This is a genomic window from Spirochaetales bacterium, from assembly GCA_016930085.1.
Lineage (GTDB): Bacteria > Spirochaetota > Spirochaetia > SZUA-6 > JAFGRV01 > JAFGHO01.
Genome location: JAFGHO010000064.1, coordinates 24394 through 50799, shown reverse-complemented (window position 1 = coordinate 50799; position 26406 = coordinate 24394). Strand labels below are relative to the sequence as shown.

At 47.1% G+C, this 26406-nt stretch carries 22 protein-coding genes, 1 tRNA gene and 1 pseudogene; 9 read left to right on the top strand and 15 right to left on the bottom strand.

Features of this window, described 5'->3' with window-relative positions:
• Window positions 1-8: 8 nt before the first annotated feature.
• The 3 genes and pseudogenes from JW881_11180 to JW881_11170 all read right to left on the bottom strand — a co-directional run bounded on the left by JW881_11180 (window position 9) and on the right by JW881_11170 (window position 3753).
• Window positions 9-497, bottom strand: coding sequence for an adenosine-specific kinase (locus JW881_11180; protein MBN1698066.1), 489 nt, complete (start codon window positions 495-497; stop codon window positions 9-11).
• A pseudogene (locus JW881_11175) lies at window positions 494-2200 on the bottom strand (phenylalanine--tRNA ligase subunit beta). Before JW881_11175 ends, JW881_11180 begins: the two are co-directional and overlap by 4 nt.
• Complete coding sequence (locus JW881_11170) at window positions 2200-3753, bottom strand: phenylalanine--tRNA ligase subunit alpha (GenBank protein MBN1698065.1); 1554 nt, start codon at window positions 3751-3753, stop codon at window positions 2200-2202. Before JW881_11170 ends, JW881_11175 begins: the two are co-directional and overlap by 1 nt.
• Before the next feature lie 297 nt (window positions 3754-4050).
• Here JW881_11170 and JW881_11165 point away from each other — a divergent pair, with 297 nt between their 5' ends.
• Window positions 4051-4230, top strand: a complete 180-nt coding sequence (locus JW881_11165) for a hypothetical protein (protein ID MBN1698064.1) — start codon at window positions 4051-4053, stop codon at window positions 4228-4230.
• A gap of 63 nt (window positions 4231-4293) precedes the next feature.
• Here JW881_11165 and JW881_11160 read toward each other — a convergent pair whose 3' ends face one another.
• From JW881_11160 to JW881_11135, 6 genes are all read right to left on the bottom strand, one after another.
• A complete protein-coding gene (locus JW881_11160; GenBank protein MBN1698063.1) occupies window positions 4294-5334 on the bottom strand; it encodes a 2-hydroxyacid dehydrogenase in 1041 nt (346 codons plus the stop codon).
• A 17-nt stretch (window positions 5335-5351) separates the two neighbouring features.
• Entirely contained in the window at window positions 5352-5852 is a 501-nt protein-coding gene (locus tag JW881_11155; GenBank protein ID MBN1698062.1) for an HD domain-containing protein, read from the bottom strand.
• Between the two features lie 43 nt (window positions 5853-5895).
• Window positions 5896-6303 (bottom strand): Rrf2 family transcriptional regulator, encoded by a 408-nt coding sequence (locus JW881_11150; GenBank protein ID MBN1698061.1) that lies wholly within the window; start codon window positions 6301-6303, stop codon window positions 5896-5898.
• Window positions 6304-6670: 367 nt separating this feature from the next.
• A complete protein-coding gene (locus JW881_11145) occupies window positions 6671-7012 on the bottom strand; it encodes a hypothetical protein (GenBank protein ID MBN1698060.1) in 342 nt (113 codons plus the stop codon).
• Window positions 7013-7192: 180 nt separating this feature from the next.
• A complete protein-coding gene (locus tag JW881_11140) occupies window positions 7193-7861 on the bottom strand; it encodes a response regulator transcription factor (GenBank protein ID MBN1698059.1) in 669 nt (222 codons plus the stop codon).
• Window positions 7862-7868: 7 nt separating this feature from the next.
• The gene (locus JW881_11135) at window positions 7869-10748 is read right to left on the bottom strand and encodes a substrate-binding domain-containing protein (GenBank protein ID MBN1698058.1); all 2880 of its coding nucleotides are present in this window, start codon (window positions 10746-10748) and stop codon (window positions 7869-7871) included.
• A 536-nt stretch (window positions 10749-11284) separates the two neighbouring features.
• On the opposite strand from JW881_11135, the gene JW881_11130 reads away from it, so the two are divergent.
• Both JW881_11130 and JW881_11125 read left to right on the top strand, forming a co-directional pair.
• Complete coding sequence (locus tag JW881_11130) at window positions 11285-12025, top strand: hypothetical protein (GenBank protein MBN1698057.1); 741 nt, start codon at window positions 11285-11287, stop codon at window positions 12023-12025.
• Window positions 12026-12043: 18 nt separating this feature from the next.
• Window positions 12044-13576: a beta-N-acetylhexosaminidase gene (locus JW881_11125; protein MBN1698056.1), complete on the top strand. Its 1533-nt coding sequence runs from the start codon at window positions 12044-12046 to the stop codon at window positions 13574-13576.
• Window positions 13577-13723: 147 nt separating this feature from the next.
• Here JW881_11125 and JW881_11120 read toward each other — a convergent pair whose 3' ends face one another.
• Complete coding sequence (locus JW881_11120) at window positions 13724-14785, bottom strand: PilZ domain-containing protein (GenBank protein MBN1698055.1); 1062 nt, start codon at window positions 14783-14785, stop codon at window positions 13724-13726.
• Between the two features lie 204 nt (window positions 14786-14989).
• On the opposite strand from JW881_11120, the gene JW881_11115 reads away from it, so the two are divergent.
• From JW881_11115 to JW881_11100, 4 genes are all read left to right on the top strand, one after another.
• On the top strand, window positions 14990-15784 hold the full coding sequence (locus JW881_11115) for a J domain-containing protein (protein ID MBN1698054.1): 795 nt from the start codon (window positions 14990-14992) through the stop codon (window positions 15782-15784).
• Complete coding sequence (locus JW881_11110; protein MBN1698053.1) at window positions 15766-16431, top strand: CPBP family intramembrane metalloprotease; 666 nt, start codon at window positions 15766-15768, stop codon at window positions 16429-16431. Before JW881_11115 ends, JW881_11110 begins: the two co-directional genes overlap by 19 nt.
• A 187-nt stretch (window positions 16432-16618) precedes the next feature.
• Window positions 16619-17275 (top strand): TlpA family protein disulfide reductase, encoded by a 657-nt coding sequence (locus JW881_11105; GenBank protein ID MBN1698052.1) that lies wholly within the window; start codon window positions 16619-16621, stop codon window positions 17273-17275.
• 71 nt (window positions 17276-17346) lie between these two features.
• The gene (locus JW881_11100; GenBank protein MBN1698051.1) at window positions 17347-18321 is read left to right on the top strand and encodes a hypothetical protein; all 975 of its coding nucleotides are present in this window, start codon (window positions 17347-17349) and stop codon (window positions 18319-18321) included.
• Window positions 18322-18396: 75 nt separating this feature from the next.
• Here the strand turns inward: JW881_11100 and JW881_11095 are convergent.
• A tRNA-Met gene (locus tag JW881_11095) sits at window positions 18397-18470 on the bottom strand.
• Window positions 18471-18755: 285 nt separating this feature from the next.
• Between JW881_11095 and JW881_11090 the strand changes: the two genes are divergently transcribed.
• Together JW881_11090 and JW881_11085 are read left to right on the top strand one after the other, a co-directional pair.
• On the top strand, window positions 18756-18950 hold the full coding sequence (locus tag JW881_11090; GenBank protein MBN1698050.1) for a hypothetical protein: 195 nt from the start codon (window positions 18756-18758) through the stop codon (window positions 18948-18950).
• A 2-nt stretch (window positions 18951-18952) separates the two neighbouring features.
• Window positions 18953-19507: a bifunctional nuclease family protein gene (locus JW881_11085; GenBank protein MBN1698049.1), complete on the top strand. Its 555-nt coding sequence runs from the start codon at window positions 18953-18955 to the stop codon at window positions 19505-19507.
• A gap of 89 nt (window positions 19508-19596) precedes the next feature.
• On the opposite strand, the gene JW881_11080 is transcribed toward JW881_11085, so the two are convergent.
• The 4 genes from JW881_11080 to JW881_11065 all read right to left on the bottom strand — a co-directional run bounded on the left by JW881_11080 (window position 19597) and on the right by JW881_11065 (window position 26191).
• On the bottom strand, window positions 19597-21711 hold the full coding sequence (locus tag JW881_11080) for a glutamine synthetase III (protein ID MBN1698048.1): 2115 nt from the start codon (window positions 21709-21711) through the stop codon (window positions 19597-19599).
• 145 nt (window positions 21712-21856) lie between these two features.
• Window positions 21857-24487 (bottom strand): hypothetical protein, encoded by a 2631-nt coding sequence (locus tag JW881_11075; GenBank protein MBN1698047.1) that lies wholly within the window; start codon window positions 24485-24487, stop codon window positions 21857-21859.
• Between the two features lie 76 nt (window positions 24488-24563).
• Window positions 24564-25289 (bottom strand): hypothetical protein, encoded by a 726-nt coding sequence (locus JW881_11070; protein ID MBN1698046.1) that lies wholly within the window; start codon window positions 25287-25289, stop codon window positions 24564-24566.
• Window positions 25290-25477: 188 nt separating this feature from the next.
• Window positions 25478-26191: a DNA repair protein gene (locus tag JW881_11065; protein MBN1698045.1), complete on the bottom strand. Its 714-nt coding sequence runs from the start codon at window positions 26189-26191 to the stop codon at window positions 25478-25480.
• Between the last annotated feature and the right edge of the window lie 215 nt (window positions 26192-26406).

Genomic DNA, 26406 nt, shown 5'->3' with positions numbered 1-26406 from the left:
CAGCCCGGTCAGAACTTGTACCCGAACGTGCGGAGCATGCGCTTTCGTTCTTCCCTGTCTTTATCCGTCTCAACGCCTTTTGGCGATGCCCCGTCGACAACGCCCATAACGCCGCGGCCTTGATCGGTTTGGGCAACAAGAATCTGAAGCGGATTCGCCGTTGCACAGAAGATATGCGCCACTTCCTGACAGGCTTTTATCTGGGTAAGAATATTGATGGGAAAAGCATCCTTGATAACGAGATAAAAGGTATGACCGGCCCCTACCGCTTCAGCGCATCGTACGGCATCTGCGACAAGCGTTTTATCGTTCCCTTCATTCCGAATCAGACACGGGCCGGATGCCTCGCAAAACGCGATCCCGAATTTTATTCCCGGCACAGCGGAAATAACGATCTCGGAGATGTCTTCAACCGTCTTTATAAAATGTGTCTGTCCGACAATAATATTGGCCCCTTCACTCCATGAAAGATCGACTTTTTTTATATCCATATTCACACTCCTTCTCCGGATAAGATATCCAGATCAATCTCGGCCCCGGCACACGGCATTTGTATTCCCCAGTTTGAAAGAACAGCCGGGTGTATTTCTCCCATAATCCCTACGACAGCACCCCCGCAATAGATGGCGGCGGTCCTTCCCGGTATAAACCTCGGATCGTCTTTTTCACGCAGTTCATAATCAAGGGCAAGGTAATAAAAAAAAGCCGATACAATAGAGTTCACATCATTATATCCCGCTTCGCCGTCTGCGAGAAGGAAACCGCAATAGGCACGGGTTTTCGAACCGTAATTGTCTTCCTTGTCCTGATACGCGACCTTGCCGATTTCAAAGATACGGTGAGGATACACCGCATGTGCGGAAATTGCCTCCGACGACAGAAGATTGGGAAAAACCGATTTCCGAACCATCGCATAGTTTTCCGTCATCGGGTTTTGAATGTGGATAAACCCCTCGTCCGGAAGGTTCATCTTCTCAATAAAATCTTTACGCGAACCGAGATAGTTGAAAATCATCTCCTAAAAACCAAGACCCGCCATAATGTCCCTTACTTCACGGGTAAATAAATCGAGTGAGGACAAACGGCCAATTGTGTAATCCTTTGGCATTTCAGGTGAAAAACTCCCCATACCGCGGCCGATCATGATCTCTTCCACAACATCGACTTGATGGAGAAAATCGTTTCTGTAGGGCAGCGGTGAAAGGACGACCTCATTCCCCGATACGGAGACCTCATTTCCGGCTTTTCCGATAAACCGTGCGGCATCTTCGGGAGAAAGCCGTTCACCGAGAAGTTTCGATCCATATGCGACATCAAGCGCCATCTGTTTCTGAAAATAGAAAGGGGTGACCACTTTCCTTCCGTATGGCGTATCATACGGATATTCCACGGTCACGGGTAAAATTTCATACCCGAAATCCGCCAGGTCACAGGCGACGATCGATGTCGCCAGAAGAAGACTGTCCATATCGATACCGGTCAGTTCCACAAAGAAGTAACTGTCCCCCACTTCGAGTGCGCCGAGTGTCGCGCTGTTGATGATCGGCGGGAAACTAAGCACGTCGTCCTTTGCGTCCCGAAGGAAAGGATAGCGGGAGAAATCTTCGACGATCCAGCCGAACTCGATACCCTTCGGATGATCCCGTAAAATCTCCCGCAGAGAAAGAGGCCTGGTAAATCCCAGAGGCGTAAAGGCTGTGTTATCGGGATCCGCCGCCAGGTATTTGACGGGATATTCCAGAATATCCGCACGGTAGATACCCATCGCAATCGATTTTCTTTTTTGACCGAAATTTCCGCATACTTTCTCCTGGGTCTGAATGATATCGATAAGAAAGGGTTCATCGATCGGTTTTCCCCGTGCGGCGAATGCACAAATGTAGGGTCTTATATCTTTTAACTTCGGATCGACCTTGATCGTCCTCTCAGCCGTTTCTATCTGTTTGTCCTGTGAGGAAATAAAGCCATACAGAGGGAGTTTTCCGCCGAGAAGTATCTTTATTTGCCTGGCGAGACCGGCAGTGGACCAGAGATCGGGTCTGTTTGTATCGTTAAGCTCGATCTTGATAAGTTCATCATCATTATGCCATTCATCGAGTTCGGCCTTTGCACCGACAAGAATATCCGTCAATTCCTTCTGATTCATGGATTTCCCTACAAGGTTGAAAAATGTACTTTTATACACATCAATTTTCGGCATTATATGCTCCTCCTTCGTCGAAGGCGTACTTGTTCGATATCACTTGTAAAAAGATCGCGCAGATCACTCAGCCCCAACGACATAAGCGCCATTCTGTCTATACCCAGCCCCCAGGCGAGTACGGGGACATGAATGCCGAGCGGTTCGGTAACTTCCGGCCTGAAAATACCCGATCCCCCGAGTTCGAACCAGCCGAGTACATCGTGTTTAATATGTACTTCCACCGACGGTTCGGTAAAGGGGAAATAGGCGGGAACATATTTCACTTCCTTCGCACCGGCCACTTCCTCCGCAAAAATTTTGAGCAGTCCCAAAAGATTTTTCAGATTGACCTCTTCTCCAAGGACGATACCTTCTGTCTGGTAAAAGTCAGCCGCGTGTGTCGCATCCACTGTATCCGGCCGGAAACAACGGACCACGCCAAAATATTTTCCCGGTATCTTTGCCCGCGTCAACGCCCTGGCCGAAAGGACCGTTCCCTGACTTCGAAGTATCATTCGCCGCGTAAAGTTTTTATCAAAGCCATATTTCCAGCCTCTGCTGCCTGTTTTCCATCCGTCTTCATGCGTTTTGGCGACATTATCCAGATACGGCTGTTCAATCTTCTTTGCGTATTGCGGCTCTTTGATATAAAAGACATCATGGATATCCCGAGCGGAATGAAACTGGGGCATAAACAGGGCATCCGAATTCCAGAACTCCGTCTCAAGAAGAGGACCGTCATACTCTTCGAATCCAAGAGAAACAAGTTTATCCTTGAGAAGCTCGAGAAAATCGACATAGGGATTCTTTCTTCCCAAAAGGACCCTCACCGGCGGTATATCGATGTTATATGATCTGAAACCCTTTGTCCGCCACTCACCGCTTTTCAACATATCCTGAGTCAGAACACCGGTTTCTTCACCGGTAATCCCCTTATCCCGGAGTTCTTTCCTGATTCGGGCACCCTTATCCGTCAGCATAAAGGTCACCTCATCATGCTCGTTTATTCTGAAAATACCCTTTGACGAACCCCTTTTTTTACTATTTTCCGATACAATTTCCCGTTGTCGTTCATTCAGTGATCCGGCCCGCACCTTTTTCTCATGAGCCACATGGTCGATGAGGGTCCTGATTGCTTCGAGCGCCCCTTTCTTTGAAGGATCTTTTATGAGAGCCCGTTTGTTTTCATCCATGGAGAGGATTCCCTCTTTTGAAAGCGCACCAAAGGCAGATCCGATATCTTTCATATCGATTGAAAGTTTTTTCGCCATATCGGGAAGATGCAAAGCGGTTTCCTTCTCAAGGAGGTTCAATATCCGTTCTTCAGGAGTCCCGTTCTCGTGATATTCCTTTCCGCAATCGGTAAGTTCATACCAGACAATCTTTTCACGTTCTTTCTCCTCAATCAGCCCTTTCTGGGAAAGCCAGCTGAATGCCTGGCGGCATTGACCTTCGTTGAAGGAAAGATCGGCGACCAGTTTCTGAGAAGTAAGGGTTTCACCTTTTCCGTATCGGTTCAACACCATTATTTCGAGCGGATGAAGACTCTTTATTATTCCTTCGTATTCCATGCCTGTCTCCCTCTTTAAAATTGAACTCCTTATTGGTACAGGATATTGAAAAAAGTGTAAAGGGGGAAAGGAGGAACCCGGCCTTTGACGGATACGAATACCAGTTGTTTTTCAGGTATTCGTCCGTATTTCTTGCATAAATCGAACTTTGAATATGCTATCTATAAGCTAATTGGCTTGCAGGGCTTTCATATCGCAAGCTTCTCTACGCTTCTTGACATTTGCATTTATTTGAATTAAACTGAAAGAGAGGAATTGTACGGCATACAGGAATCGATACGTGAAGAGAGGAAACAGATGAAAGCACATATTATCAGTCTTTCAAAAGGAACCGTTCAGATAGGAGGCACGCTTTATCAGCCTTTTGCAAACAAATCAACGCCAATACCGGAATTTGATGTACAAACCGATTCGATGGAAGAAGCAAAACGCATCCTCATCGAATACCTCAAAGACTCGACAAAACTCGATACATAGCTTACCGGCCGACGTACCGCAGGGTTACGGTACAATGATAGAGATCGGAGACAACAGCAGCCCCTAAAAGCACTTCCCCTCTTTCTTTTTCAGGCACTCATCGTTTTCACAGCGGTAACAGATCTCGTTTTCCAGCAGGTTCCCCTGCCCGTATACCCTGATATTGGAAAGGGTCGTCCGTGCGATATTGGAGAGGGCTTCCCGTGTGAAAAATCCCTGGTGAGAGGTGACGAGGACATTGGGAAAGGTAAGCAGCCGCGCCAGGACATCATCCGATATTACCGTGTTCGAGAAATCTTCGAAAAAATACTCGCTTTCCTCTTCATACACATCGAGTCCCGCAGCGCCGATGTTACCGCTCTTCAACCCTTCGATCAGTGCCTTTGTATCGATGAGGGCGCCGCGGCCGGTGTTGATGATCATGACACCTTTTTTCATTGTATCGATCGAATCCTCGTTGATGAGGTGAAAGGTATCCTTGGAAAGCGGACAATGAAGGGAGATGATATCCGATTCCCGGTAAAGGGTATCCAGTTCGACATATTCGAAATTATCACGCTTTTTCATTTCAGGGGTGGGATAACGATCGTAACCGAACACCTTCATCCCGAACCCGTTCAATATCCTCACCAGTTCCCTTCCGATCCTTCCCGTCCCGATTACCCCCGCCGTTTTGCCGTACATGTCGAACCCCAGAAGACCGTTGATGTTGAAATTGCTTTCCCGAGTCCGGTAGTAGGCCTTGTGGGTTTTTCTGTTGAGCGAGAGGATCAAGGCAGCCGCGTGTTCCGCCACAGCGTGGGGGGAATAAGCGGGAACGCGAACCACATGGACGTTTCCGTAAGCTGCGGAAAGATCCACGTTATTGTAGCCCGCGCAGCGCATCGCGACGAGGCCGATACCCGCGGCGGCGAGATTATCGAGTACCGCCCGGTCGATCGTATCATTGACGAACGCGCAGACGACGTCACTCCCGCTCGCGAGCGAGACGGTGTCGCCCGTCAGGCGGGAATCGAAGTATCGTATTGTGTAACCGAACTCCCTGTTCGCTTCGTCGAATGAAGCGCGATCGTAGGGCTTCGCGTCGTAAAAGGCGATAGTCATCGAATCCTTCATGATATTCAACCTCCTTCTGCAGCTTTTCCGGCATACAGGTCCGCCGCGATCATTTTCCCCTCTTCCGTAAGAAAATGTTTTTCGATTATTCTCAGCAGGTCGGCTAAGCTATTCTTTTCCGCCGTTTCTGCAAGATTGACAATACCGTCCGCGTCGTAGAGAATCCGGAAATTGAGGGATTCGTTTTTCCCCGGGGAATGGTGATGGCCGATAATGTCGCATATTTCATCGATCTCACGCGGTCCCATTCCCAGCGCCTCGAGTATCCTCCGCGCGACGGGCGGGCCTTCCCGTTCCTGGTATATCCCCGCATTCGAACCGTATTTCTCTTCCCCGATCTTTATACCGACATCATGAAGAATTGCAGAGGGAACGACGATGCGGGGATCACCCGGAAGCTTTTCAAGCAGTCGTTCGGCATAGAAAAGGACCTTTTTGGCATGCGCTATCCGTCTCGTATCGTTTCCGAAATGTTTCTCAAGCTCCTGGAGAAGTTTATCTTTCACCGTCACACCTCCTTTCATCCGGCGCACGATCCGGAACGGTATATTACTCCCGAATACAGTCAATGAGGGTTTTGCTTTCAAGGAATCCCTTTATTTCCACCCGCATATCCGATATCTTCTTTCCGAAAAGACATGAGGAAAACATACAGGTCTGCCGGTGAAACGGACAACCGGAGGTATCAAGTCTGCCTTCTATTGCCTCATAAATATCAAGCAACGTGATGACCCGGGCACTCTTTGCAAGCGAAAATCCTCCCGACGGTCCCCTGTTGGAGGTGACAAACCCCTCTTTCAAAAGACGCTGCATCACCTTTGAAACGGTATTTTCCGATGCACCGGTCACTGCCGATATCGATTTCGTACTTACTTGTCCCGGTGTATTTTGTGCAAGAACAACAAGCCCGTGAATACCGATCAGGGCGGATTCCGTTATCGATACAATACCTGCCATTGCTTCATCTCCGTTTCTGGTATTATATTACCTGAATACCTGATTAATATCAAGATATTTCACACATTTTTTTATAAACCACCGTCCGTGAAAAGCGGCGTTGTTTTTCACACCAATTAATTTCGTGAAATCCGGAAGATAGATAGCGAAGAAGAGCGATATATGTTCGAATCGTTACCGAAGGAATTGAAGTCATCACCGATATTGCCATGACCATGCGGTCCGCAGCATCGAGATATGCTATCCGAGTGAGTGATACATACGACACCACAACACCGATCAGAGCGTCTCTTTAAGGCATTATTGCATACCGATATACCTTTTTGAGCATATCGATATCAATCAAGCGTGCAGGACTACCCTCATCTCAGACATTAAGGGCCTTTTTGTGTCCCTTTGGCGAACTGTATACCGGATTTTGCAAAAAAACGTCAAGCGCTTCATCATTTTCCAGTATTACCATTTCCACCAGGTTGCATAAACCCCGTTCATTCAAGTATTCATCAAGGTCTTTCCGTTTCTTGAATGTGACATTATCAACCTTTCGTTTCCCTTCCCGAATTTCTTCGGCAATGTGGTTGATTGTCTCCCCGTCAACGACATCCTCGTAGAACTTTTTCAAGTGTTCGAGGTCCTTCCACGGATAAAAATTAGTTCGGGGCTCCTTAAGGTCTTTAAGGGTCTTGTTGATGTCCAGTTTGATTAACATAAGCTATCACCTTTTTGAAATGTTACTTTTTACAATGATAAATTAATATCAGAATATACAGGAGTCAAGAAAAAAATGAAAATATTTTTGTTATTTATTCCGACAACCGATCACCGCCTTATTGGCACGCATAAATAATATGATCACTGTACCGGTATCGCCCGTTCAGTGGCGGATGGCCTATTTGGGATTTTCATTTTGCACCCAGTCAATCGCATACTGCAGGAGTTTCGATGAGTTTTCCAGATTCAGTTTTTCTTTGATATGCTCACGGTAGGTTTCGACCGTTTTTATACTCAGATCAAGTTCTTTTGCTATTTGCCGCGTTCCCATGCCTTTTCCGATAAGTCTGAATACCTCCAGTTCCCTGTCACTCAATCGTTCCACCGTTGAAGCGTTTCTTTGGGACGAACCCAGTACGTATCGCTGAAGCATTTTCTCCCGCATCTTCTCGCTGACGAAAATTTTTCCGCCGAGCACCTGCCTGATCGCATCGAGCACCTTTTCCGGCGGTTCCTGTTTCATGATATACCCCTTTGCCCCGGCCCGAAGCACCCGTTCAGCGTAGAGGGATTCGTCATGCATGGAAACAACCAGTACGGGTAAATCCTGAAACCGCATACGAATATCCTTGATAAGTTCAAGACCGCTTCTTCCTTTAAGGGATATATCGACAATCACCAGATCCGGATTTTCCCGTTCTACGGTCTCCAGGGCTTCTTTCGCATTTCCCGCTTCCCCGCATACCATCAATTCCTCTTCATAATTGATAAGCCTTGTAATACCCTGGCGTACAATCGGATGATCATCAACAATTAACACCCGTTTTTTTTCAATGTCCTCTTTCATACTTCCTTTATCCTATCTTTATTCTTTTATTCTTTACTGCCGGATTATCGACAGAGCAGATTACGACCGTTCCTTTCTTGACTCCCTGTCCGATCTGGATATTTCCACCGATCATATTAGCGCGATACTTCATAATACGCAAGCCCATCCCCTTACCGTCACCACGTTCCTCATCAATTCCATCCCCGTCATCTTTGATGGAAAGCAGTATTTTATTTTCCATACACTCAAGCTGAATATAAATATTATCCGGATTTGCGTGTTTTGCCGCATTATGTACCGCCTCCTGAGCGATCCGATAGAGATGCAGGGCGATGGTATTATCGGTAATAAAGACATCGTCCATACAAATGAAATGGCACGGTACATGAAACTGTTTCTCCGTCTTTTCCGAGAGTTCCCTCAAAGCGGAGATTATTCCGTTCTCCTCCAGCTCGACCGGGAAAAGACCACGTGCAAGTATCTTCGTCTGGCTGATCGACTGATTCACCAGCCGGGTTATTTCTTCCGCTGTTCTGGCGTCGTCGAGTGATTTCGCATCAAGCTGTTCCTGCAACACCCTGCACATGTATGATATACCGGTAAGCTGCTGGCTCAATTCGTCATGAAGATCCTGACCAAGCCGCTGCTGTTCCCTCCCGCTTATTTCAAGAATTTCCTTTTCAAGCCGCTTGCGGTCGGTGATGTCATAACACCCGGCGATAATAGCAAGTTCCTGGTTGAATAAAAACGTCTGGAGTGAAATAACCACCCAGAACTGCGTCCCGTCCTCCTTTTTCATGGAAACTTCATAATTCTGGACATATCCCCTGGTATCGAAGCAGGTGACCTTTAATTTATCAAGCAGGTGCCTGTATTCGACGGGATCATTGAAGTATTCCTTGATTTTTCTCCTGTCGATGTTTGTATTGTCAAATCCGAATGTATGACCGAAACATTCATTTGCATAGAGTATACGGCCGTCACTCTCCCGATATATGACCAGGGGAATCGGATTGGCGTCGAGAATCGCTCTCAGATATAGTTCACTTTCCCGCAACGCCTTTTCCGCGCGTTCCCGCTCCGCGATCTCCTCCTGAAGTTTTTCATTTGTCTTCGTCAGCGCGATTGTCTGGGCGTGCACACGCTGGAGAAGCAATACCCCTTTTACCGCCTCCTGCAGCCGCTTTCTCAGAAGATCATACGATATAACACCCTGAAGCCCCATTTCAAAAAAAGCGATCCCGAGCTGGTTCTTACTGTAATCGAGGGCATCCACCATGATGGCGAAACGTCTGTTTTTCGGAAACATACCTGCCGGAATGAGTTCTTTTGATGGGTAGCTTATGCCTTCTTCGGTAAGGTCGAGTTTTCCGTTTTCGTTAAAAGCCACAATAAGCCGGGAAATATCAGTGCTTTCATTCCTCGAGCCCTTCTCTTCATGCTCGCCCTCATAAAGCGAGAGGTAGCAACTTTTGATACCGAGTTTAGGAAGTGCTTTTTCAAGCAAATCGATAAGATCGGTCAGGTTCATCGAGGCAAGCAGTTGCTCGCCGAGGGCACGGATGGTGAGGGTTTCTCTCGCATTACTCAAAAGACGATAGTCCAGTTCCTGCTTTTCCGTTTCTTCCACCATCTCCCGTGCGCTGAGTAATATTTCATCGGCTTTCGCATGAATAATGCGGTCGTGTATCAAAGGCAGCACCTGCATATGCAGAACGGAGAGAACCTGCTGCCAGACAGGGGCGCTCGGGCCGCTTGTTGTCGCGAGATAGAGAATATCCTTCCAGATGGAAAGAAAGGTTCCTTCTTTTTTATTGGTAAGGTCGGACTGAAACGCGGAAAGCAGCTGTTCGACGCGTTCCGAGAAACTGTTTCGCGTGAAATTGCTGAAATTAATAAGATGAGGGGCCAGAATCCTGTTTATATCTTCAAGGAGAGACTGCCTGTTCGTCTGATAAAGTTCCTGAAACCCGGTATTATCATTCTGTAGTTTCTCCTTGACGATCGATTTCATCATGCGCGAAAAACAGCCGCAGGATTCACGGAGAATGAGTTCGGTCGGGAGAATGGTCAATTCGGCGACATCTTTTCCCCTGATCGCCGAAAGCGCCAGTTCGGCGGCGATTCTTCCCTGTTGATATATCGGCTGCCTGACCGTCGTCAGCAGGGGTGTGATGGATTTATTGATATCGATATCGTCGAAACCGACAACAGCGATATCCTCGGGCACCCTGTATCCGAGTTCCCGAATGGCGGCAACGGCTCCGATTGCCATCTCGTCATTTGCCGAGATGACGACATCGAAATCGACTTTCCGTTCACCGATAAGTGTGTGAATTGCCGCCTGACCCGTCAGCATTTCAAAATCGCCCACAATATAAAGATCCTGATCGTATTCAATGCCGGACAAGCGCAGCACGTCCTTGTAGACGTATAATCGTTGCGTGGCGTCTGCGTTATGTTCGGGGCCGCCGATAAAAGCGAGGCGCCTGTACCCGTGAACCTCGATAAGGTGATTCATAAGGTCCCTCATACCCAATTCATTATCCACGACAACGGATGGAACGTTCTCCATCTGTGTTGCGATACTTACCAGTGGAATGTAATCGAACCGTGCGAAAAAATCCCTCATTCCGTTATAGCCGACAAAATGTCCGATTGTCGAGGTAAGGATGACGAGTCCGTCGACACGGTCCTCGCTGATGAGGTCATAAAGTTTATTCCGCTGCTGTTCGTAGGTATAGGGAGAATTGATCGCCCCGCCGATAAAACAGATAAGATTCACGTCTTCTTCTCTCGCGTAATCCGCAACCCCGCTCCATAATTTCATCTGATAGGGGGTTCCCGGCCAGTCGAGAAGTAAACCAATTGTGGACCGTTTTTTCCGGCTTTTCGCTTTGCTCATTACTTTCCTTAATCGCCGCCGTTTTTGGAACAAAACCAGGGGATGTACCATTCAAGCCATGATCCCGCATCATTACCATTTAACATTCCGGTTTAATGTCCCGACGACCATTTTGTTCAGTCATTTATATGTTTTCAGACAGCCGGACTGGATATTTTTTCAATGACACTACCGCTGCTGTCTTTGCATGTTACTTATATAGTAATATGAAGACAATAAAAAAGCAAATCGGCCTATTCGGAATATCCCCTAAGGAAGTATTACTCATTTCCCATAAGGGAATATCTTAATAAACTTATAAGTTATTTTATTACTTTTTGTCTTGTTTTACAATATCAATAATATACCAAAACAATGCGGCGGTAAAGCAGCCGGATGCAGGCGTTGATGCATCTCTTGACTTTTTTAATATTTTGTTACCATGATATGAACACCACCTCGTCTGTGAAGGGTGTCGAACACGGGGATATATGTCGTTCATATACGGACAGCGAAAGACATACAGAGAGGTTTTTTATTCATAAAGGGTTAGATTAATGAAATACGAGCTTGAAACGATTCCCATATGGGAAGCATTCAAGGAAGAAAACGAATGTCCCCTCTGTCTTCTGAAACATAAACTTGAAAAGGATTTTGTACAATTTTTTCTCGGCGGCGCCGTCATGCAGCCGGATATCCGCGGAACCGTCAATGAATATGGGTTTTGTGAAAAGCATAATGATATGCTCCATGCCGGCGGAAATAAACTCGGTCTTGCACTCATGACACATACCCATCTCAAACAATTATTGCGGTCACTGGAAAGACAGGAAAAAAAAATCGGTTCATATGATAAATCATCACGGCGGTTTACCCTGAAAAAAGGAGTAACACTCAAGGAGCTTTCATCTTACACCAATTTCCTCGATCAAACGGCACATACATGTGTGCTTTGCAACAAACTGCTTCGCGCCCTCGAGAGGTATTCATTTACCACCGTTTATCTCTGGAAAAAGGATACGGATTTCAGGAAAGCGTTTCTCTCCTCAAAGGGATTCTGCCTTCTCCACGCCGCCGGCCTGATCCTCATGGCTGATGAAACATTGCGCGGGAACGATTCTCGGACATTTATCGAAGAACTGATTACCATCCAGAAAAAAAACCTCGCCCGGCTGGAAGAGGAAATTCACTGGTATACACAAAAATTCGATTACCGGCATGCAGACGAACCGTGGAAAACATCGAAGGACGCGCTTCCCCGAACCATCGGGAAACTTGTCGGGACCGTTATGAAATAAAAAGGAGGATGAACCCTTATGGGATTACCTATCCATGACATTTCACTCATTCCCGTTCCCGCTAAACTCAAGGTAAAGCCGGGAACCTTCCGTCTTACGCCGGAAACCGGGCTGTATATACACCCGCACACGGATGAAATTCGCAGGATCGGCCTGCTTCTTTCGAAACATCTCGAATCCTTGACGGGGTATACCATCGGTATCGACGGCAAAAAGCCCGATGATTCCGGACAACCGTCAATCTCGATTCTCCTGGAAAACTCACGAACACCGTCGAAAGAAAGTTACAACCTTCTGGTAGCGCCTCCTTCCATAATACTTCGTTCCTCATCACCGCAGGGCCTGTTCAGGGGCGTACAGACGCTTCGCCAGCTGTTTCCACCGGGAAACGTATCCGGTACATCGGGCGGGGAAAAAACGGATTGGTGTATCCCGTGTATCACTGTCTCCGATTATCCCGCTTTCAAATGGCGGGGCTTGCTTCTCGACTGCTGCCGGCACTTCATGACAAAAGATTTTATCAAACACCTGCTCGACGTTCTTGCATATTATAAACTGAACAAATTTCACTGGCATCTCACAGAAGACCAGGGGTGGAGAATCGAGATAAAAAAATACCCGCGTCTTACGGAAACAGGCGCCTTTCGTATCGAAAACGGGATAAAAACCGGGGGGTATTATACGCAGGACGACGTGAAGGAAATCGTCGCCTACGCTGCAGAAAGGTATATCGAAGTGATACCGGAAATCGAGATGCCCGGCCATTGTACCGCCGCACTGGCCGCATACCCCGCCTACTCCTGTACAGGCGGACCGTTCGAGGTCGCCGCCACCTGGGGTATTTTCGAGGATGTATTTTGTGCAGGCAATGACGAAACCTTCACCTTTCTCACCGACATCCTTTCAGAGGTCGCAGACCTTTTCCCTTCTCCCTATATCCATATCGGTGCGGACGAGGTTCCCAAACGAAGATGGAAGGATTGCGGCAAATGCCGGCAATTAATGAAGGAAAAGGGATTTGTACGGGAAGAACAACTTCAAAGCTACTTTATTGCACGAATCGTCCGGTTTCTTTCATCACTGGACAAAAAGGTCATCGGGTGGGATGAAGTCCTCGAGGGTGATCCAGTCGACGGGATCACCGTACAATACTGGCGGTCATGGAAAGAAGAGGAAACGCTTCAACAGGCAGTGGACCTTAACAGAAACATTATCGTTTCACCGACCGGCAACTGTTATCTGGATTATCCCCTCGACAAGATCGATCTTGATACCGTTTACTCACTCAACCCCCTGCCCTGCGGGTTTATGCGTAAAAAGAAACATCTTGTTCTCGGCGGTGAGTGCAATATGTGGACGGAATATGCGCCGCAGGAGAGCATTGAACAGAAACTGTTCCCCCGGCTCTTAGCCCTCGCCGAAGTTCTCTGGTCCGCGCCCAAACGGCGCGAGACGGACAGGTTTTATAAACGCGTACGGACACATTACCCCCGTCTTCGGGAAATGGGAATCGATTACGGAAAAGCTTTCGAGAATGAAAAACAAGGATAGGAGGCGATCGTCCTTGACCGGGTTTTTACGTAAGCATTGGTAAATGCTTCGTTCTCATTCGGCGCCAAATGTATTTGGGAATATGTACGACAATTGTCGGTTTTAATACAATTAACGCCGTATAAGTATTGTATGAGAGAAGTGGACTTACTCCGAATCTCCACTGTTTTTTTTCGTCGGTTCGAGTTTCGGGGCTTTTATTGATGTATCCTCCGCCCTCTCGCCGAAGATATTATAAACAAAAATGAGAATCTGGTTCCTCATTTGATTACTCAACGGCAGTGCCTGTATGTGGATAATCGATCTGTTTTTTTTATCGTCGAAATTTATCCCCTTGACGATGCCGTTCATCACAATCGGCACATCAAAAAGATTGAACTGAATTTTAACGGGAAGCCCCGCTTTCGCCCGCCCGCCGATCAAAACGGCCGCACCGTCTTCGGAAAGATCGATAAGCTTGCATCTGAGGCCCGCATCGACCTCGATTTCTTCATTCGCCATCTCCATGTTTTTCAGCGGGAAAAGCATGGCGGACCGGCTTACATCGACCCTTATCGATTTCCGCTTTTGCGAACGGACAAGGTTGCTTGAATGTGCGACATGAAGAATAGGGTATTTTTTATAGTAAAAATCATCGATTACCTTGGTGTTAAAAAAATAACCCGCATCGCCGTTACGGTAAAAGTAGATGCCGATCTGCTGCCCTTTCCAGGAAAAACCCGCGGGGAGTTTCGGTCCCTGGGGGTATGAAAAAGCCATGTAACGTCTCAGATTTTCAAGTAACTGTGAATAAAACGGGTCCATTCCGGGAATCGATATCTTGATTTTCTGTTTATCCGGTATATCGCGCGTTGATTTCAGCCCCAGTTTATATTTGGGAAGCTGGAATTCCACTCGTTTTCTGAATTCAAAAAGTTTGGAAATAAAATTACACGACTTCTCCGTCTCTTCTATTCCGCGTGCACGATAATTCGAAAGAACACCGCGGATTGAAAAATCGAGTTGCCTGATCGACCAGAAAAGCGATGTCGGATCTTTAAGTTTATTCTCTATCGCCACTTTACGAAGCAGATTAATTTCCGAAAAACTGAATCCCGATTCTTTCCCCTTTAAAAAGAATTTTATCCATGGAAAACTCCAGATATTGAACCTTCTGAGTATTATAATAACGGTAATGAGTAAAGCAGCAACGAGAAGAACTATCCACATATAATTATATTATCGTACCCTCGCTTTCCTAATTGTAGGCATTATATAGATAATTTTTATTATTGTCACTAGCACTAACGTATCAATTTATCCATCGGGATGCCTTAAATGGCGGCCTTTCGGCATATAACCGGCATATGCTGATACTATTGAGAAAAGGGAAAAAAAAGGCTATTATTTGTACATACCGGAAAAGAAAGACCGATGGATAAGGCAGACAACGAGTTCAATACATACCTGAAGACTCTCATGCAGTCCCCGACACTGAAGGATTTGAAACAAAAATACAGGGAACTCATTAAACTGTATCATCCGGACAAACACCCGGAACGCATTGAATGGTCGACAAAAATAATGCAAAAACTCAATCAGGCATATGAAAATCATCTCACGCATCTTTACGGCGTCTTCGAAGGCAAAAAAAAAGAAGCCGATTTCGACCACGGACATCGCATACACCCCCAAACAATCGGACAGGCGATTGCAAGGGGGGATGATGCGCTTCGTGACGCCGTTATCATCGGCTGGCTGAAGCGGACACCAAAGGACTCGTTTGCAGGGATCATTCGTACAAGGGTCGCAATGGCGCATCGCTTTTTAAAGGCATGGGGGGACACGAATACAATGAGCAGGAAGTCTCTCTTCTACAGTGACCTTTTTTCCGCTTTTCTTGCGGCAACGGAACATAAAAATCCTCGACCGCTTCCCGCCGTCATGAATCCGACCAAACTCTTTCATTACATCTCGGAGGCAAATAAATATCTTGATTCCGGGATCAGAAATTTTTATCGCTTCGCGGAAAACAGAAGCGTTTCGATTCTCTCGAATATACCATTATCGTTTTTCGATGACGCAATTCGGCTTTACACCAGGATAAAAAGCGAGATCGACGATGTTCTCACCGTTTCAATAATTTCAGAAAAAATCAAGCTCGCGGGATTGTTTGAAATTCGAATCAAGGACCCGGAATTGACGTATCTATGGCCGGACAAATCATAGAGTTTTTTATAATGTTTATCAGTTTTTTTCTTCCCAATCTGATCGTTCCGCCGCTTGATTCGGCCTCCGGATTCCTTAATTCCTTTGTCCCCCTGACGTTATACATCATTCTTTCAGCCGGACAAACGGCATTCATGATTTTCATTATCAAGAGAAAGGGAGACCGGGCGTTTGACGATTTCGGCCTGAAACGGTTCCGGTTGTCCGATACACTGTATGCCATTCTGTTCGCTGCCGGACTATTCGTCATCTATTATCTCCTTCTGTTACTGACTGATTTTCTGCCGGAACATCTCGTACAAATGATACAGGAAGGACACCGGTGGCGGCTCGAAAACCCGGCAATGATTCCGCTTTTGGTCATATTCTGTCTGATCACCGGCTACCGGGAGGAACTGCTTTTCCGTTCATACCTTTTGACCAGATGCCGGCAAGCGGGCTTTCCGCTTCCGCTTGCACTCGCGACAGGTACGCTTTTATTCGGTCTTCTTCATATGTATGAGGGATTCTTCGGGGCCGCCTTCGCTTTTACATCGGGCTTTTTTCTCTCATATATATTTGTAAAAAAAAGAAACATTCATACGATCAGCATGGCACACGCACTCTTCAATATGACGGCACTGCTTTTAAGTCTATTCGAACCCTGAAATATTCCCATTTTATCGAAACACACAATACAATCCGATAACGGGTAGCATGACCTGCGGGATTTATTATGTATTTGTCATAACCTGTTCTTTTTGATATGTTATACCATAAAGGTTCGGCCGAAAATCAGAAACCCGTCATTCATGCCGTTTACAACCGGAAGGAGTAGAGAAAGGAGCAAACAGGATGCCTGAAACAAATATCTGTATGAGAAAGGCATTATCCGTCATACTCATCACCACATCTATGACGGCTGCGATATTCATTCCTTTTTCCTGTAACGATACCGGGAAAAAAGGAATTAACGCCGACAGCACACGCGCCTCAGCCCCGCTTTCAGAATCGGACACCACCTTCTATACCGCTTTGAAAGAAAAACTGAAAAAGGCGTATATTATGACACTCAAAAACCCGGAAAATGCCCTCGACTATGATTTTACCCTGAACGATCTTTCCGGTTCGCCGGTAAGCCTGAGTGACTTCAAAGGGACGGTGGTATTCCTCAATTTCTGGGCAATCTGGTGCGGTCCCTGCAGAAGCGAGATTCCGTCGATGCAGAAACTATACGAAGAAATGCTCGATGAGGGGTTCGTCTTTCTGGCCGTCAATATCGGAGAATCAAAAGAAGACGTATCGGCATTCGCGGAGAAAGCGGGGATCACCTTTCCCGTGCTCCTGGATACGACAAGGGAGGTCGCGAAGACGTACGGCGCGAGCGGTATACCGATGACATGGATAATCGACACGAACGGTTTCATAGTCGGCGCCGCCCAGGGGGCCCGTTCATGGAATACTTCGGCCGTCAAGGAAGCGATTCAGTACATGTTGAACCGGGAAGGATGAGGAATGATATACCCGATAAAAGGCGATATGTTCCGGACCGTTTTCATTCCGTCCGCAGGAAAAAGAACACCATGATTCAGAATATCGCGATATCGGTCTTTGCCGGTCTTGCATCCTTTCTTACCCCCTGTATCTTCCCGCTTATCCCCGCCTATCTCGCCTACATTACGGGGGTTTCCTATCAGGACCTTCGTGAAGAAAAATTCTCCCGTTTCGTTATTGTCGTTAAAACGCTTCTTTTTATCTCGGGGTTCTCCCTTGTTTTCATCCTTCTCGGTATGCTGGCATCCGGTATAGGAAATCTCACGCATGACATGACCGGTGTAATCAACGGGATCGCGGGCGCGGTCGTTATACTCTTCGGGCTTCATTTCCTGTTTGACTTTATCGCCATACTCAACAAGGGAAGAAATATACGTTTCCGGAAAATCCCGGCAGGCTACCCGGGGGCATTTCTCATCGGGGTTGCATTCGGGGCCGGCTGGACGCCCTGCATCGGACCTTTTTTGGGTATGCTTTTTGTGCTTGCTTCGACCGGGAAAACGGCAATCGAAGGGATCGTCTACTTTACCTGTTACTCGGCCGGATTGGGTATCCCGTTTATCCTGGCGGGAATCTTTTTTTCATTCTTTGTGCGTTTCATGAAAAGGATACTTCCGTTCGTACAGGTAATCAAGAAAGCAAGCGGGGTTTTCCTGATCTGTGTCGGCATTTTGATACTGCTGGGCAGTACGGAATATTTTAACGAAGTACTCATGCGATTTACTTTTTTTCTCGAGAACACCCGGCAGACCGATCCGGACGGTACGAGACTCATATCCGGCCTCATTGTTTTAATCCCCGCGCTGTTGATCGCCGGTTTTTACATAGCGAAGCTCATAAAAGAACGAAAGATAATACTCCTGCCGTTTCGTCTCTTTTTTTTCTTCATTTTTTTATTGCTTGCGATACTTGTCGCGATAGATATCATCGATATGACGTCATTTTTTGTCCACTGGTTGAATTACCGCGGTTATGAAGGCTTTCTTTCGCTGCCCCGTTCGTAGCATACGGATTTTATTTCTACCCTGAAGCAATATACCGGTTATGTACGGCCTTTTCACAGGAAGAAAAAGAGGAAATGGGCCAACAGGGACTTGAACCCCGGACCCGCTGATTATGAGTCAGCCGCTCTAACCAACTGAGCTATTGGCCCACTTACTATATTATACATGACAATTTTCTTCTTTTCTGTCAAGGGGGTATCTCTTCTATTTTGCTTCATTTCGGGGACAGGCAAAAAAAAGCACCTCCCGCCAAATCACCCAATTTATGGTTGAATTTTCACTATAATTTATTTATTATTATAGTATGTGTCACCGGGTGTTGAAATACCCTTGAAAGTTGTTTTTATTCATATCATAATGGATAAAGACACTCCGGAATGATAAGAAAATGTCTTTCGTGTACATGATACCGGATTATTTGTGTGAGGAAAAATATGGAATCAATAGACGAAAAAATAGGTGAAGGTCTTGTACGTATCGGTGCCATGAATAAAGAACAGGTTGATAATGTTCTTCAGCGTCAAAAAAAAGGCGATACACGGTTGTTCGGAGAAATAGCTGTCGAACTGGGTTTTGTCGATGTGGATGCCATCATCAATTATCTGCAATCAAAGAATAAGGAAGCGTAAGCATGCTCGTTCCGGCTGAAGTTTGGACATTGGCAAAAACCGATCAGGGAAACGCCGTTCTGATAAAACCAAAGGGGGCGGACATTGCCGTACCCATTTTTATCGGGCAGGCGGAAGCCCAATCCATACTCATCGGTCTCGGCGATGTTGAAATACAACGGCCGCTTACCCACGATCTCCTTATCTCGACGCTGAAAAATTTGAATGTATCGATAAAAAGGGTCGAAATTACGGATTTAAGCGAAGGTATCTTTTACGGCCGCCTCGTCGTCACGAGGTCCGGAAAAGAAATCAGTATCGATGCACGTCCTTCCGATTGTATCGCGGTCGCAGTCAGAGTGAAATGCAATATCTTTATCGATGAATCTGTTGTCGATGAAGCCGGGATATCAATCACGATCGTCAACGAACATTCAAACCAGCCCCTTGAATTCAGTCCGAAGGAATCTGAAATCGACAATCTGAAAAAAAAGCTCGATAGTGCCGTTGAGGAAGAAAATTATGAGGAAGCGGCACGGATACGCGATAAAATAAAAGAACTCGAAGGCAAGTCCTGAGGCGGCACCGAAAGTTTCCGGCGGCAATTTATTTTTTCTCACCGCTTTTTCTTTATCTTCATTAATACACGACAATTGTCGTACCGGATTTACTCAATATGAAACATCATTTCAGCGTAAGTTGGCACGGGCCATATATCGGCGGGTATGAGTGTCTCGAGACCATCGATATCCTTTCGCAATTCACCGATCGACGTCAACACCCGCTCCGAATAAGCGGCGGCCTTTCCCGCCACGGCCGGTTTGCACGCAGCGTTTTTCGCCTCGGCGGCAAGCGTCTTTCCCGTTTTATATGCGGACTCGAGTCTTGAGGATACTTGTTTCAAAATCTCTTTCTGAACGCCGCCCCCCTCTGCCGCATCCTCAACAGCGCTGACGGAACGTGCCAATTCGGTTATATAACGAACGGCGGCGGGAATATATTGCCGCCGGAGCATATCGAGGCTTATCCTTGCCTCGATATTGATCTGTTTCGCGTACAGGTCGAGATGGACTTCATACCGCGATACGCTTTCTTCCCGTGTCAGTACGCCGAATTTCTCAAAAAGATCGAGCGCCTCTTCCGAGGCAAACGCTTTTAATGCTTCCACACTCGATGTCACGTTTTCAAGACCCCGCTCTCCGGCTTCCTTTTCCCATTCTTTCGAATAATTGTTACCATTGTATATGATTCTGTTATGGTTCGAGATTATCTCCCTGATAAGCAGGGTTGCTTCTTTATTCCTGTCCTTTGCCTTTTTCAGCCGGCCGATCATGAGGTCGAGTGTCTCCGCCACAATGGTATTAATGACCATATTGGGTTCTGAAATCGATGCCGATGACGGTACCATCCTGAACTCGAACTTGTTTCCGGTAAAGGCAAATGGGGAGGTCCGGTTTCTGTCCGTGTTGTCTTTTGGCAGTGGCGGAAGCGTATCCACACCGATAGTAATGAGATCCGCCTCTTTACGTACGGCTTTTTCTCCCTTTCCCAGTTTGAGAAGTATATCGGTGAGTTCATCTCCAAGAAAAATGGAAATGATGGCCGGTGGCGCTTCATGGGCCCCAAGCCTGTGTTCGTTTCCCGGATTCGCGGTCGACGCCCGGAGAAGCCCCTGATATTTGTCTACGGAACGAATGAGCGCGGAGAGAAACAGCAAAAACTGCTCGTTTTCATGCGGTGTATTTCCCGGATCAAGAAGATTGATGCCATCATCGGTCGATAATCCCCAGTTGATATGTTTCCCCGACCCATTGACTCCGCGGAACGGTTTTTCGTGAAGAAGGCAAACGAGCTCATGCCGTAATGCGACCTTTTGCATAGTCTCCATAATCAGTTGATTCTGATCCGCCGCAATATTGATACTCGTATAGATTGGGGCCAGTTCAAACTGCGACGGGGCGACCTCATTATGTTTTGTCTTCGAGGCGATGCCCATTTTCCAGAGTTCGATATCGAGGTCCCGCATAAAATCCGAGACCCTGTCTTTGATCGCACCCGAATACTGGTCGTCCAGTTCCTGCCCTTTCGGGGGTTGCGCACCGAACAGCGTTCTGCCGGCGAGCATGAGATCGAGCCGCCTGAGAAAATATTTCTTGTCCACGAGAAAATATTCCTGTTCAACACCGGCCTCTGAAATCACCCTGGCGGAGGTGGTGTTTCCCAGGATTCGAATGAGCTCCAAAGCCCGCGTTTCCACGGCTTTCATTGAGCGGAGCAACGGAGTTTTCGTGTCAAGGGCTTCACCCCGAAATGAACAAAAAGCGGTCGGAATACAGAGTGTCACGTTTCCGAGGGCATCCTGCTTGAGAAAAGCGGGAGATGTACAATCCCACGCGGTATATCCGCGCGCCTCGAAGGTCGCGCGAAGTCCCCCGCTTGGAAATGACGAGGCGTCCGGTTCCCCCTGGATGAGTTGTTTTCCGGAAAACTCCATGATAACGCCTCCGTCCCTTGTCGGAGAGATAAAGGAATCATGTTTTTCCGCCGTTTTTCCCGTAAGCGGCTGAAACCAGTGGGTGTAGTGGGTCGCGCCTTTTTCGATCGCCCAATCCTTCATCGCGTTCGCCACCACATCCGAGGCGGCGGCTGAGAGAGGAACACCGCGTTGTATGGTGTTCATCAGTGCGTTAAATGTCTCTTTGGGCATTCTTTCTCTCATAGTCTTGTAATTGAACACATTCGATCCAAAGAGTTCTGTTATCTCGAAACGTTTTGAGTCCATCCGGTACCCCTTTAAAACTGGCTGGTGGCTGTCATCCGGTAAAAGGCACTGGCGGGATATGGAAATCTCATATCAGTCCTCCCTGCGCCCGGAAAGCGTCATACACGCCGGATGCCTGCATACAGTACCGATGCTCCATCATGTGTCAACTTTTCACCGACATAATGGGAATCGGCTTTTTTATTTCCTTCCCGTTTTTCTTCTTTACGATTTCATCGGGCGCTTCGTTCGACTTGAAAACCAAAGCCGCGATCAAATACAACGCCCCGGCAAGACCGAGTACCCAGACAAAACCTGTTGAAATCGATATAAGTCTGGCAAGTACCGAGCCGGAAACCGACAGGGCTCCGTTCATCCCCCATGCCCATGGAAGAAGCCGTTCACGATTCGCGGAGAGGGCTGAAAGTCCGGACGGAAAGGGTATTCCCATGAAAAAAGAGGCGGGGGCGATAAAAACAATCGAGAGGAGTGCCTTGACGATGAAGGGAAGTCCAAGGAAAAGCCGCAGGCACGGTGAAAGCCCGAAGATATAAAAGATGATACTCGCAATAATCCCCCCGGCGGCCAGGCGTACTCCGAATGCCCTGTTTTCAGAAAATCGTTGACTGAAGAGACTGCCGAGTCCGGAGAGGATAAGCATACTCGTGAGAACGATAGATACGGAAAAAATGGGATCGCCGAGAAAAAAAACCAGCTTCTGGATAAGAAAAATTTCAATAAGCATATATGCCAGCCCGAGGCAGGAGAAATAAATAATAACGCCGATGGTTCCCTTTCTCCCCCGGAAGAATTCACGCCATCGACCGGTAATCGGCAGTACGATGATGAGAAAACCAAAGAAAATTGCCTGAATAAGCGTGCCGAGGAGAAGAAGATATCCCCATTCCTCCGAAACCTCGCCCAGTTCATCGAAGAACATCGTCATTGTGTGCGGTTTCAGATAGGCGGTATAATATGGTCTGTCGTCCGTTGCCGGTCTTATATCGAACACATATTTCTCGTACAGTTCCTCATCCCTGTTATCGATAAGCCACTGCATGACGAAATGATAAAGATCATCGGGATCAAGATCGGTATATTCGTCCATCGAAGGCATCGAGGCCCCCCCGGCTTTCCGTTTTCCGCGGGCCGTCTCCGGTTGTGCCGATTCGATTTTTTGATACTGTCTCGTATAGTCGGACAATATTCGTTCAAAATCCTTGTTCCTCACTTCCATGCCCGGATAATAACTCTCGAGAAAACTCATTTTCCTGCAAAACTGCCGCAATGCCGAAATTTCTCCGGAGGTAAACGAGGATTTTTTTACCAGCACCGTCGCGGTTGAGAGAAGGACATTGAAAATAAAAATCCTGTTTTCAGGATCATCGACACCCTGCCGCCTAAGGGATTCGAACACGGTGGCAATGAGTTTCGGAACATTCCGCGGCGGCGTCAACCGGTTCCAGACCGTTACCGAAAGAATACCATTGTCGTCGAGGCAACTCATATAATCCTCGAAGGCCTCAACGGTATAGGTATAGTTCTCATCCACCGAATATCCTCCCGTCTGGGAAAGACCCACCGAATCGATGAGACTGATTTCCACAATGTCGTATTTGTCCGATGTCGTCGCGCAGTACGCCCTCGGTTCGCCGGAAACCACATGGACGGAAGGATCGTCGAGCAGGTGCTCGTTGAAATCCGTAATCACCTCCACATTCTTGATCAGATCCACGATCGCGTGATCATTTTCGACAACACTGATCTTCTCCGCGTTGTAATGGATGGCGGTAAAGACGCTCGCCCCCCCGCCAAGCCTGACCAGAAGAACGCTCGGATTTTTCTCAAGCTCGTACGGGGCGGCCATGGGCAGAAACTCGAGATATTTTTCCTCTTCATGTTTCAGTTTTCTCGGAATAATGATGGGCCCGCCCCCATCGATATACAACCCCTTGAAAGCGTTCCGGGGCATTTCTCTGAGATAGAGAACGACGTTATCACTGAGTCCCGGCGCCGAATGAAAGAAAGAACTCGTATACACATGCATCTCACCGGTCGGGCTGTATGAATGGTGATTCAGTTCCGTATCCGGGAATTTTCTGGCATAACTGACCGGTTTGTATTCCGATACGCGTATCTTTCCAAAGGTAATGATCAGAAGAAACGAAGCGATGAAAACTAAAATTGTCAGGAAAAGATGTGAAAAGCGTATATGGAAACGTTTATTTTCCGTGTCAAAACGAAGATAACAGAGAACGACTGATACCAGGGAAATCAGAAGAAGCGGAATGACAAGCATATCGGGCGGGAAAAGATACATACACCCCAGGATTATAATCCCGCCGATTCCCGATCCCGCCATGTTCCAGAAATAGAGTTTGTGAATCTTGCTGCTGAGGGCGATAAAGGCAACCCCGATAAACATCGCACCAAAAAAGAAGGGGACCGCATATATGACATAATAAAGAGCGATAAACCATAATTGCCCCAGATCCGAAACGAGCATCACCGGATTAAACGGCACCCATTGTGCGAAGACATGCGCGGCGGCCATCGACGGCATGATAAGCAGGGCGGTTGTCGACAGCCATTTGTTGGGTCTTTTTTTGATCGCCTTCTGGAGAAACGTGATGAGTGTTCCGGCAAGACCGAAACCGAGCAGCGCGATACTGATAACCATCGAACCGAAATTAGACCAGCTCCCGACGGAAAATGTCCGCATAACAGCTATCTCGAACGCGATGAGTACGATCGACAAAAAAAAGACGGCGAGTAATTTAAGATTGGATTGTTTCATCAAAGTTCTCTTTCTCTCTCAACAGATATTGTATATATTATCGTCAAACGCTTATCAATGCGACGCTACCGGGCTTTTACTTCTTTTTTGAAGTACGTCTTATATTTCTTCTTTTTTCTCTTTCGCTGATATAATCATCACTCATCGGAATTTCTATCCTTGCCGTGGTCAGATTTTCCTTGATACTCATGCGGAAAAGATTCGGATCGATTTTTTCCCCTTTCAGAAGAATAATGATGAGGGCTATTCCCATCCCCTCACCTTCGGTATCATCGGCATTTTCAATATAGTATTGCATCAGATCGTCGTATTTCATCGTTGATGCGAGTTTTTGCCGCAGTCTGGTTTCTTCCTGCTTTGTTATCGCCGTGTTATTGGTGACTTCTATTTTAAGAACATCCTCATTATAAATAAAGCTGATTCTTACATAAAGCCCGATAAGTTTCGCTTTTTTACCGTATTGAAGGGTTAGTTCTTCTTTCATCACTTCCTTGTATAGCTGCATCCCCTTCTCGTAATCCGACTGGATCTCGAGGTCCAGTCCCTTCTCTTCAAAAAATATCCGTTTCAGATTCGCCTTTGTTCCATTGATCGCCAATTCCTTCGTACAGGTATAAACCAGGCTCTTTAAATCCATACGATCGTACTTTTCAAGTATCCGGGTGATGATTTTATCGAGTGTATTCTCGACATCCGAAGACATTGCATACGATATCACACGGATCACTTTTCCGTCGTCAACGGCAATCTGGAGGTTCTTTTCGACATCAAAATAATCGATATACTCAGATTTTATATCCAATCCAATCCCTCTTCATTCGGAGACTTCCCTTACGGCCGTCGAACGGAAATCCGGCACTTCGAGATTGACACTGTTTCTCCCGTCTGTTCTTGAGCGTAGTATTGAGGGAAAAATGCAAAATGTCAAGGGTTTAAATCGGGGAAGCGATACCGCTCAATCAATAAAGGCTGTTGTTGATGTAGCTTATATTACTCTTTTTTCATATCACACAGTCCGTGCAATGGGCATGCTCCGCAGCGCGGTTTCTTCATACAATGGTGTTTTGCGTGACGGACAATGAGGGCGTGATATTCGTTGTAAACATCGACATTCATTTCAACCTGGCTATGGAATAATTCCTGAATATCCGTGTAGGCCGCGGCTTCCGAAATCAGACCGAGCCGGAGGAGTATACGTTTCGTATAGGCGTCGACGACGAACCACGGCCGCCTGTACGCATAGAGAAGAATCGTATCGGCCGTTTCATATCCGATCCCCCAGAGACCGAGCAGTTCCTCCCTTTTTGGCACTACGCAATCCTGCCGCCGTTTTAATTCCAGCATATATTCGGCGGTTCTTTTTAGTTTTATCGCTTTCTGGTTATAATAACCGCTCGATCTTATCATTTCCGCCAACACCGGGACCGGGCAATCGGCGATCGCCCGGAGCGTCAAACAGTTGAGTGCGATTAAATTGTCTATGGCGTATTCGGCGTTCTTCCAACTCGTATTCTGGGTAAGGATCGAACCGATAATGATCTCCCCCGCCTCCACGTCATTCGCCGGATAACGGTATATGCCCCTGTGATATCCGCGTTCGTCGCTTCCGTCTTTTCCGGCCGTACTTTTCAGGGGCCACCACCCCTGCGGGCCGTACGCTGCGTACAATATCCTGTATATGTCGGTAAGTTTGTTTTTTTCCACGGTTATCGTCCGGTTCTGCGTCGACCGTTTTTTTAGCGGTAATATACGCGAGGCGAAAACGGGAATCGCTATCCCGCTTCATCACCGGCTGCATCCGTATACCGCCTGAAAGTAACGGCGGCATACTCACTATATAAAGCCGCCCGGAAAACCGGTGATAGTTTCACCGTCTTCCGGGCGGCTCGATGTCTTTTTTAACAGTCCACGATGCGGGC

What these genes read in the sequence shown, in the direction of transcription:
- JW881_11170 (MBN1698065.1), bottom strand. Translation starts at nt 3,753, where the DNA reads ATGGAATACGAAGGAATAATAAAGAGTCTTCATCCGCTCGAAATAATG.
- JW881_11165 (MBN1698064.1), top strand. Translation starts at nt 4,051, where the DNA reads ATGAAAGCACATATTATCAGTCTTTCAAAAGGAACCGTTCAGATAGGA.
- JW881_11160 (MBN1698063.1), bottom strand. Translation starts at nt 5,334, where the DNA reads ATGACTATCGCCTTTTACGACGCGAAGCCCTACGATCGCGCTTCATTC.
- JW881_11150 (MBN1698061.1), bottom strand. Translation starts at nt 6,303, where the DNA reads ATGGCAGGTATTGTATCGATAACGGAATCCGCCCTGATCGGTATTCAC.
- JW881_11145 (MBN1698060.1), bottom strand. Translation starts at nt 7,012, where the DNA reads ATGTTAATCAAACTGGACATCAACAAGACCCTTAAAGACCTTAAGGAG.
- JW881_11140 (MBN1698059.1), bottom strand. Translation starts at nt 7,861, where the DNA reads ATGAAAGAGGACATTGAAAAAAAACGGGTGTTAATTGTTGATGATCAT.
- JW881_11135 (MBN1698058.1), bottom strand. Translation starts at nt 10,748, where the DNA reads ATGAGCAAAGCGAAAAGCCGGAAAAAACGGTCCACAATTGGTTTACTT.
- JW881_11130 (MBN1698057.1), top strand. Translation starts at nt 11,285, where the DNA reads ATGAAATACGAGCTTGAAACGATTCCCATATGGGAAGCATTCAAGGAA.
- JW881_11125 (MBN1698056.1), top strand. Translation starts at nt 12,044, where the DNA reads ATGGGATTACCTATCCATGACATTTCACTCATTCCCGTTCCCGCTAAA.
- JW881_11120 (MBN1698055.1), bottom strand. Translation starts at nt 14,785, where the DNA reads ATGTGGATAGTTCTTCTCGTTGCTGCTTTACTCATTACCGTTATTATA.
- JW881_11115 (MBN1698054.1), top strand. Translation starts at nt 14,990, where the DNA reads ATGGATAAGGCAGACAACGAGTTCAATACATACCTGAAGACTCTCATG.
- JW881_11110 (MBN1698053.1), top strand. Translation starts at nt 15,766, where the DNA reads ATGGCCGGACAAATCATAGAGTTTTTTATAATGTTTATCAGTTTTTTT.
- JW881_11105 (MBN1698052.1), top strand. Translation starts at nt 16,619, where the DNA reads ATGCCTGAAACAAATATCTGTATGAGAAAGGCATTATCCGTCATACTC.
- JW881_11100 (MBN1698051.1), top strand. Translation starts at nt 17,347, where the DNA reads ATGATTCAGAATATCGCGATATCGGTCTTTGCCGGTCTTGCATCCTTT.
- JW881_11090 (MBN1698050.1), top strand. Translation starts at nt 18,756, where the DNA reads ATGGAATCAATAGACGAAAAAATAGGTGAAGGTCTTGTACGTATCGGT.
- JW881_11085 (MBN1698049.1), top strand. Translation starts at nt 18,953, where the DNA reads ATGCTCGTTCCGGCTGAAGTTTGGACATTGGCAAAAACCGATCAGGGA.
- JW881_11080 (MBN1698048.1), bottom strand. Translation starts at nt 21,711, where the DNA reads ATGGACTCAAAACGTTTCGAGATAACAGAACTCTTTGGATCGAATGTG.
- JW881_11075 (MBN1698047.1), bottom strand. Translation starts at nt 24,487, where the DNA reads ATGAAACAATCCAATCTTAAATTACTCGCCGTCTTTTTTTTGTCGATC.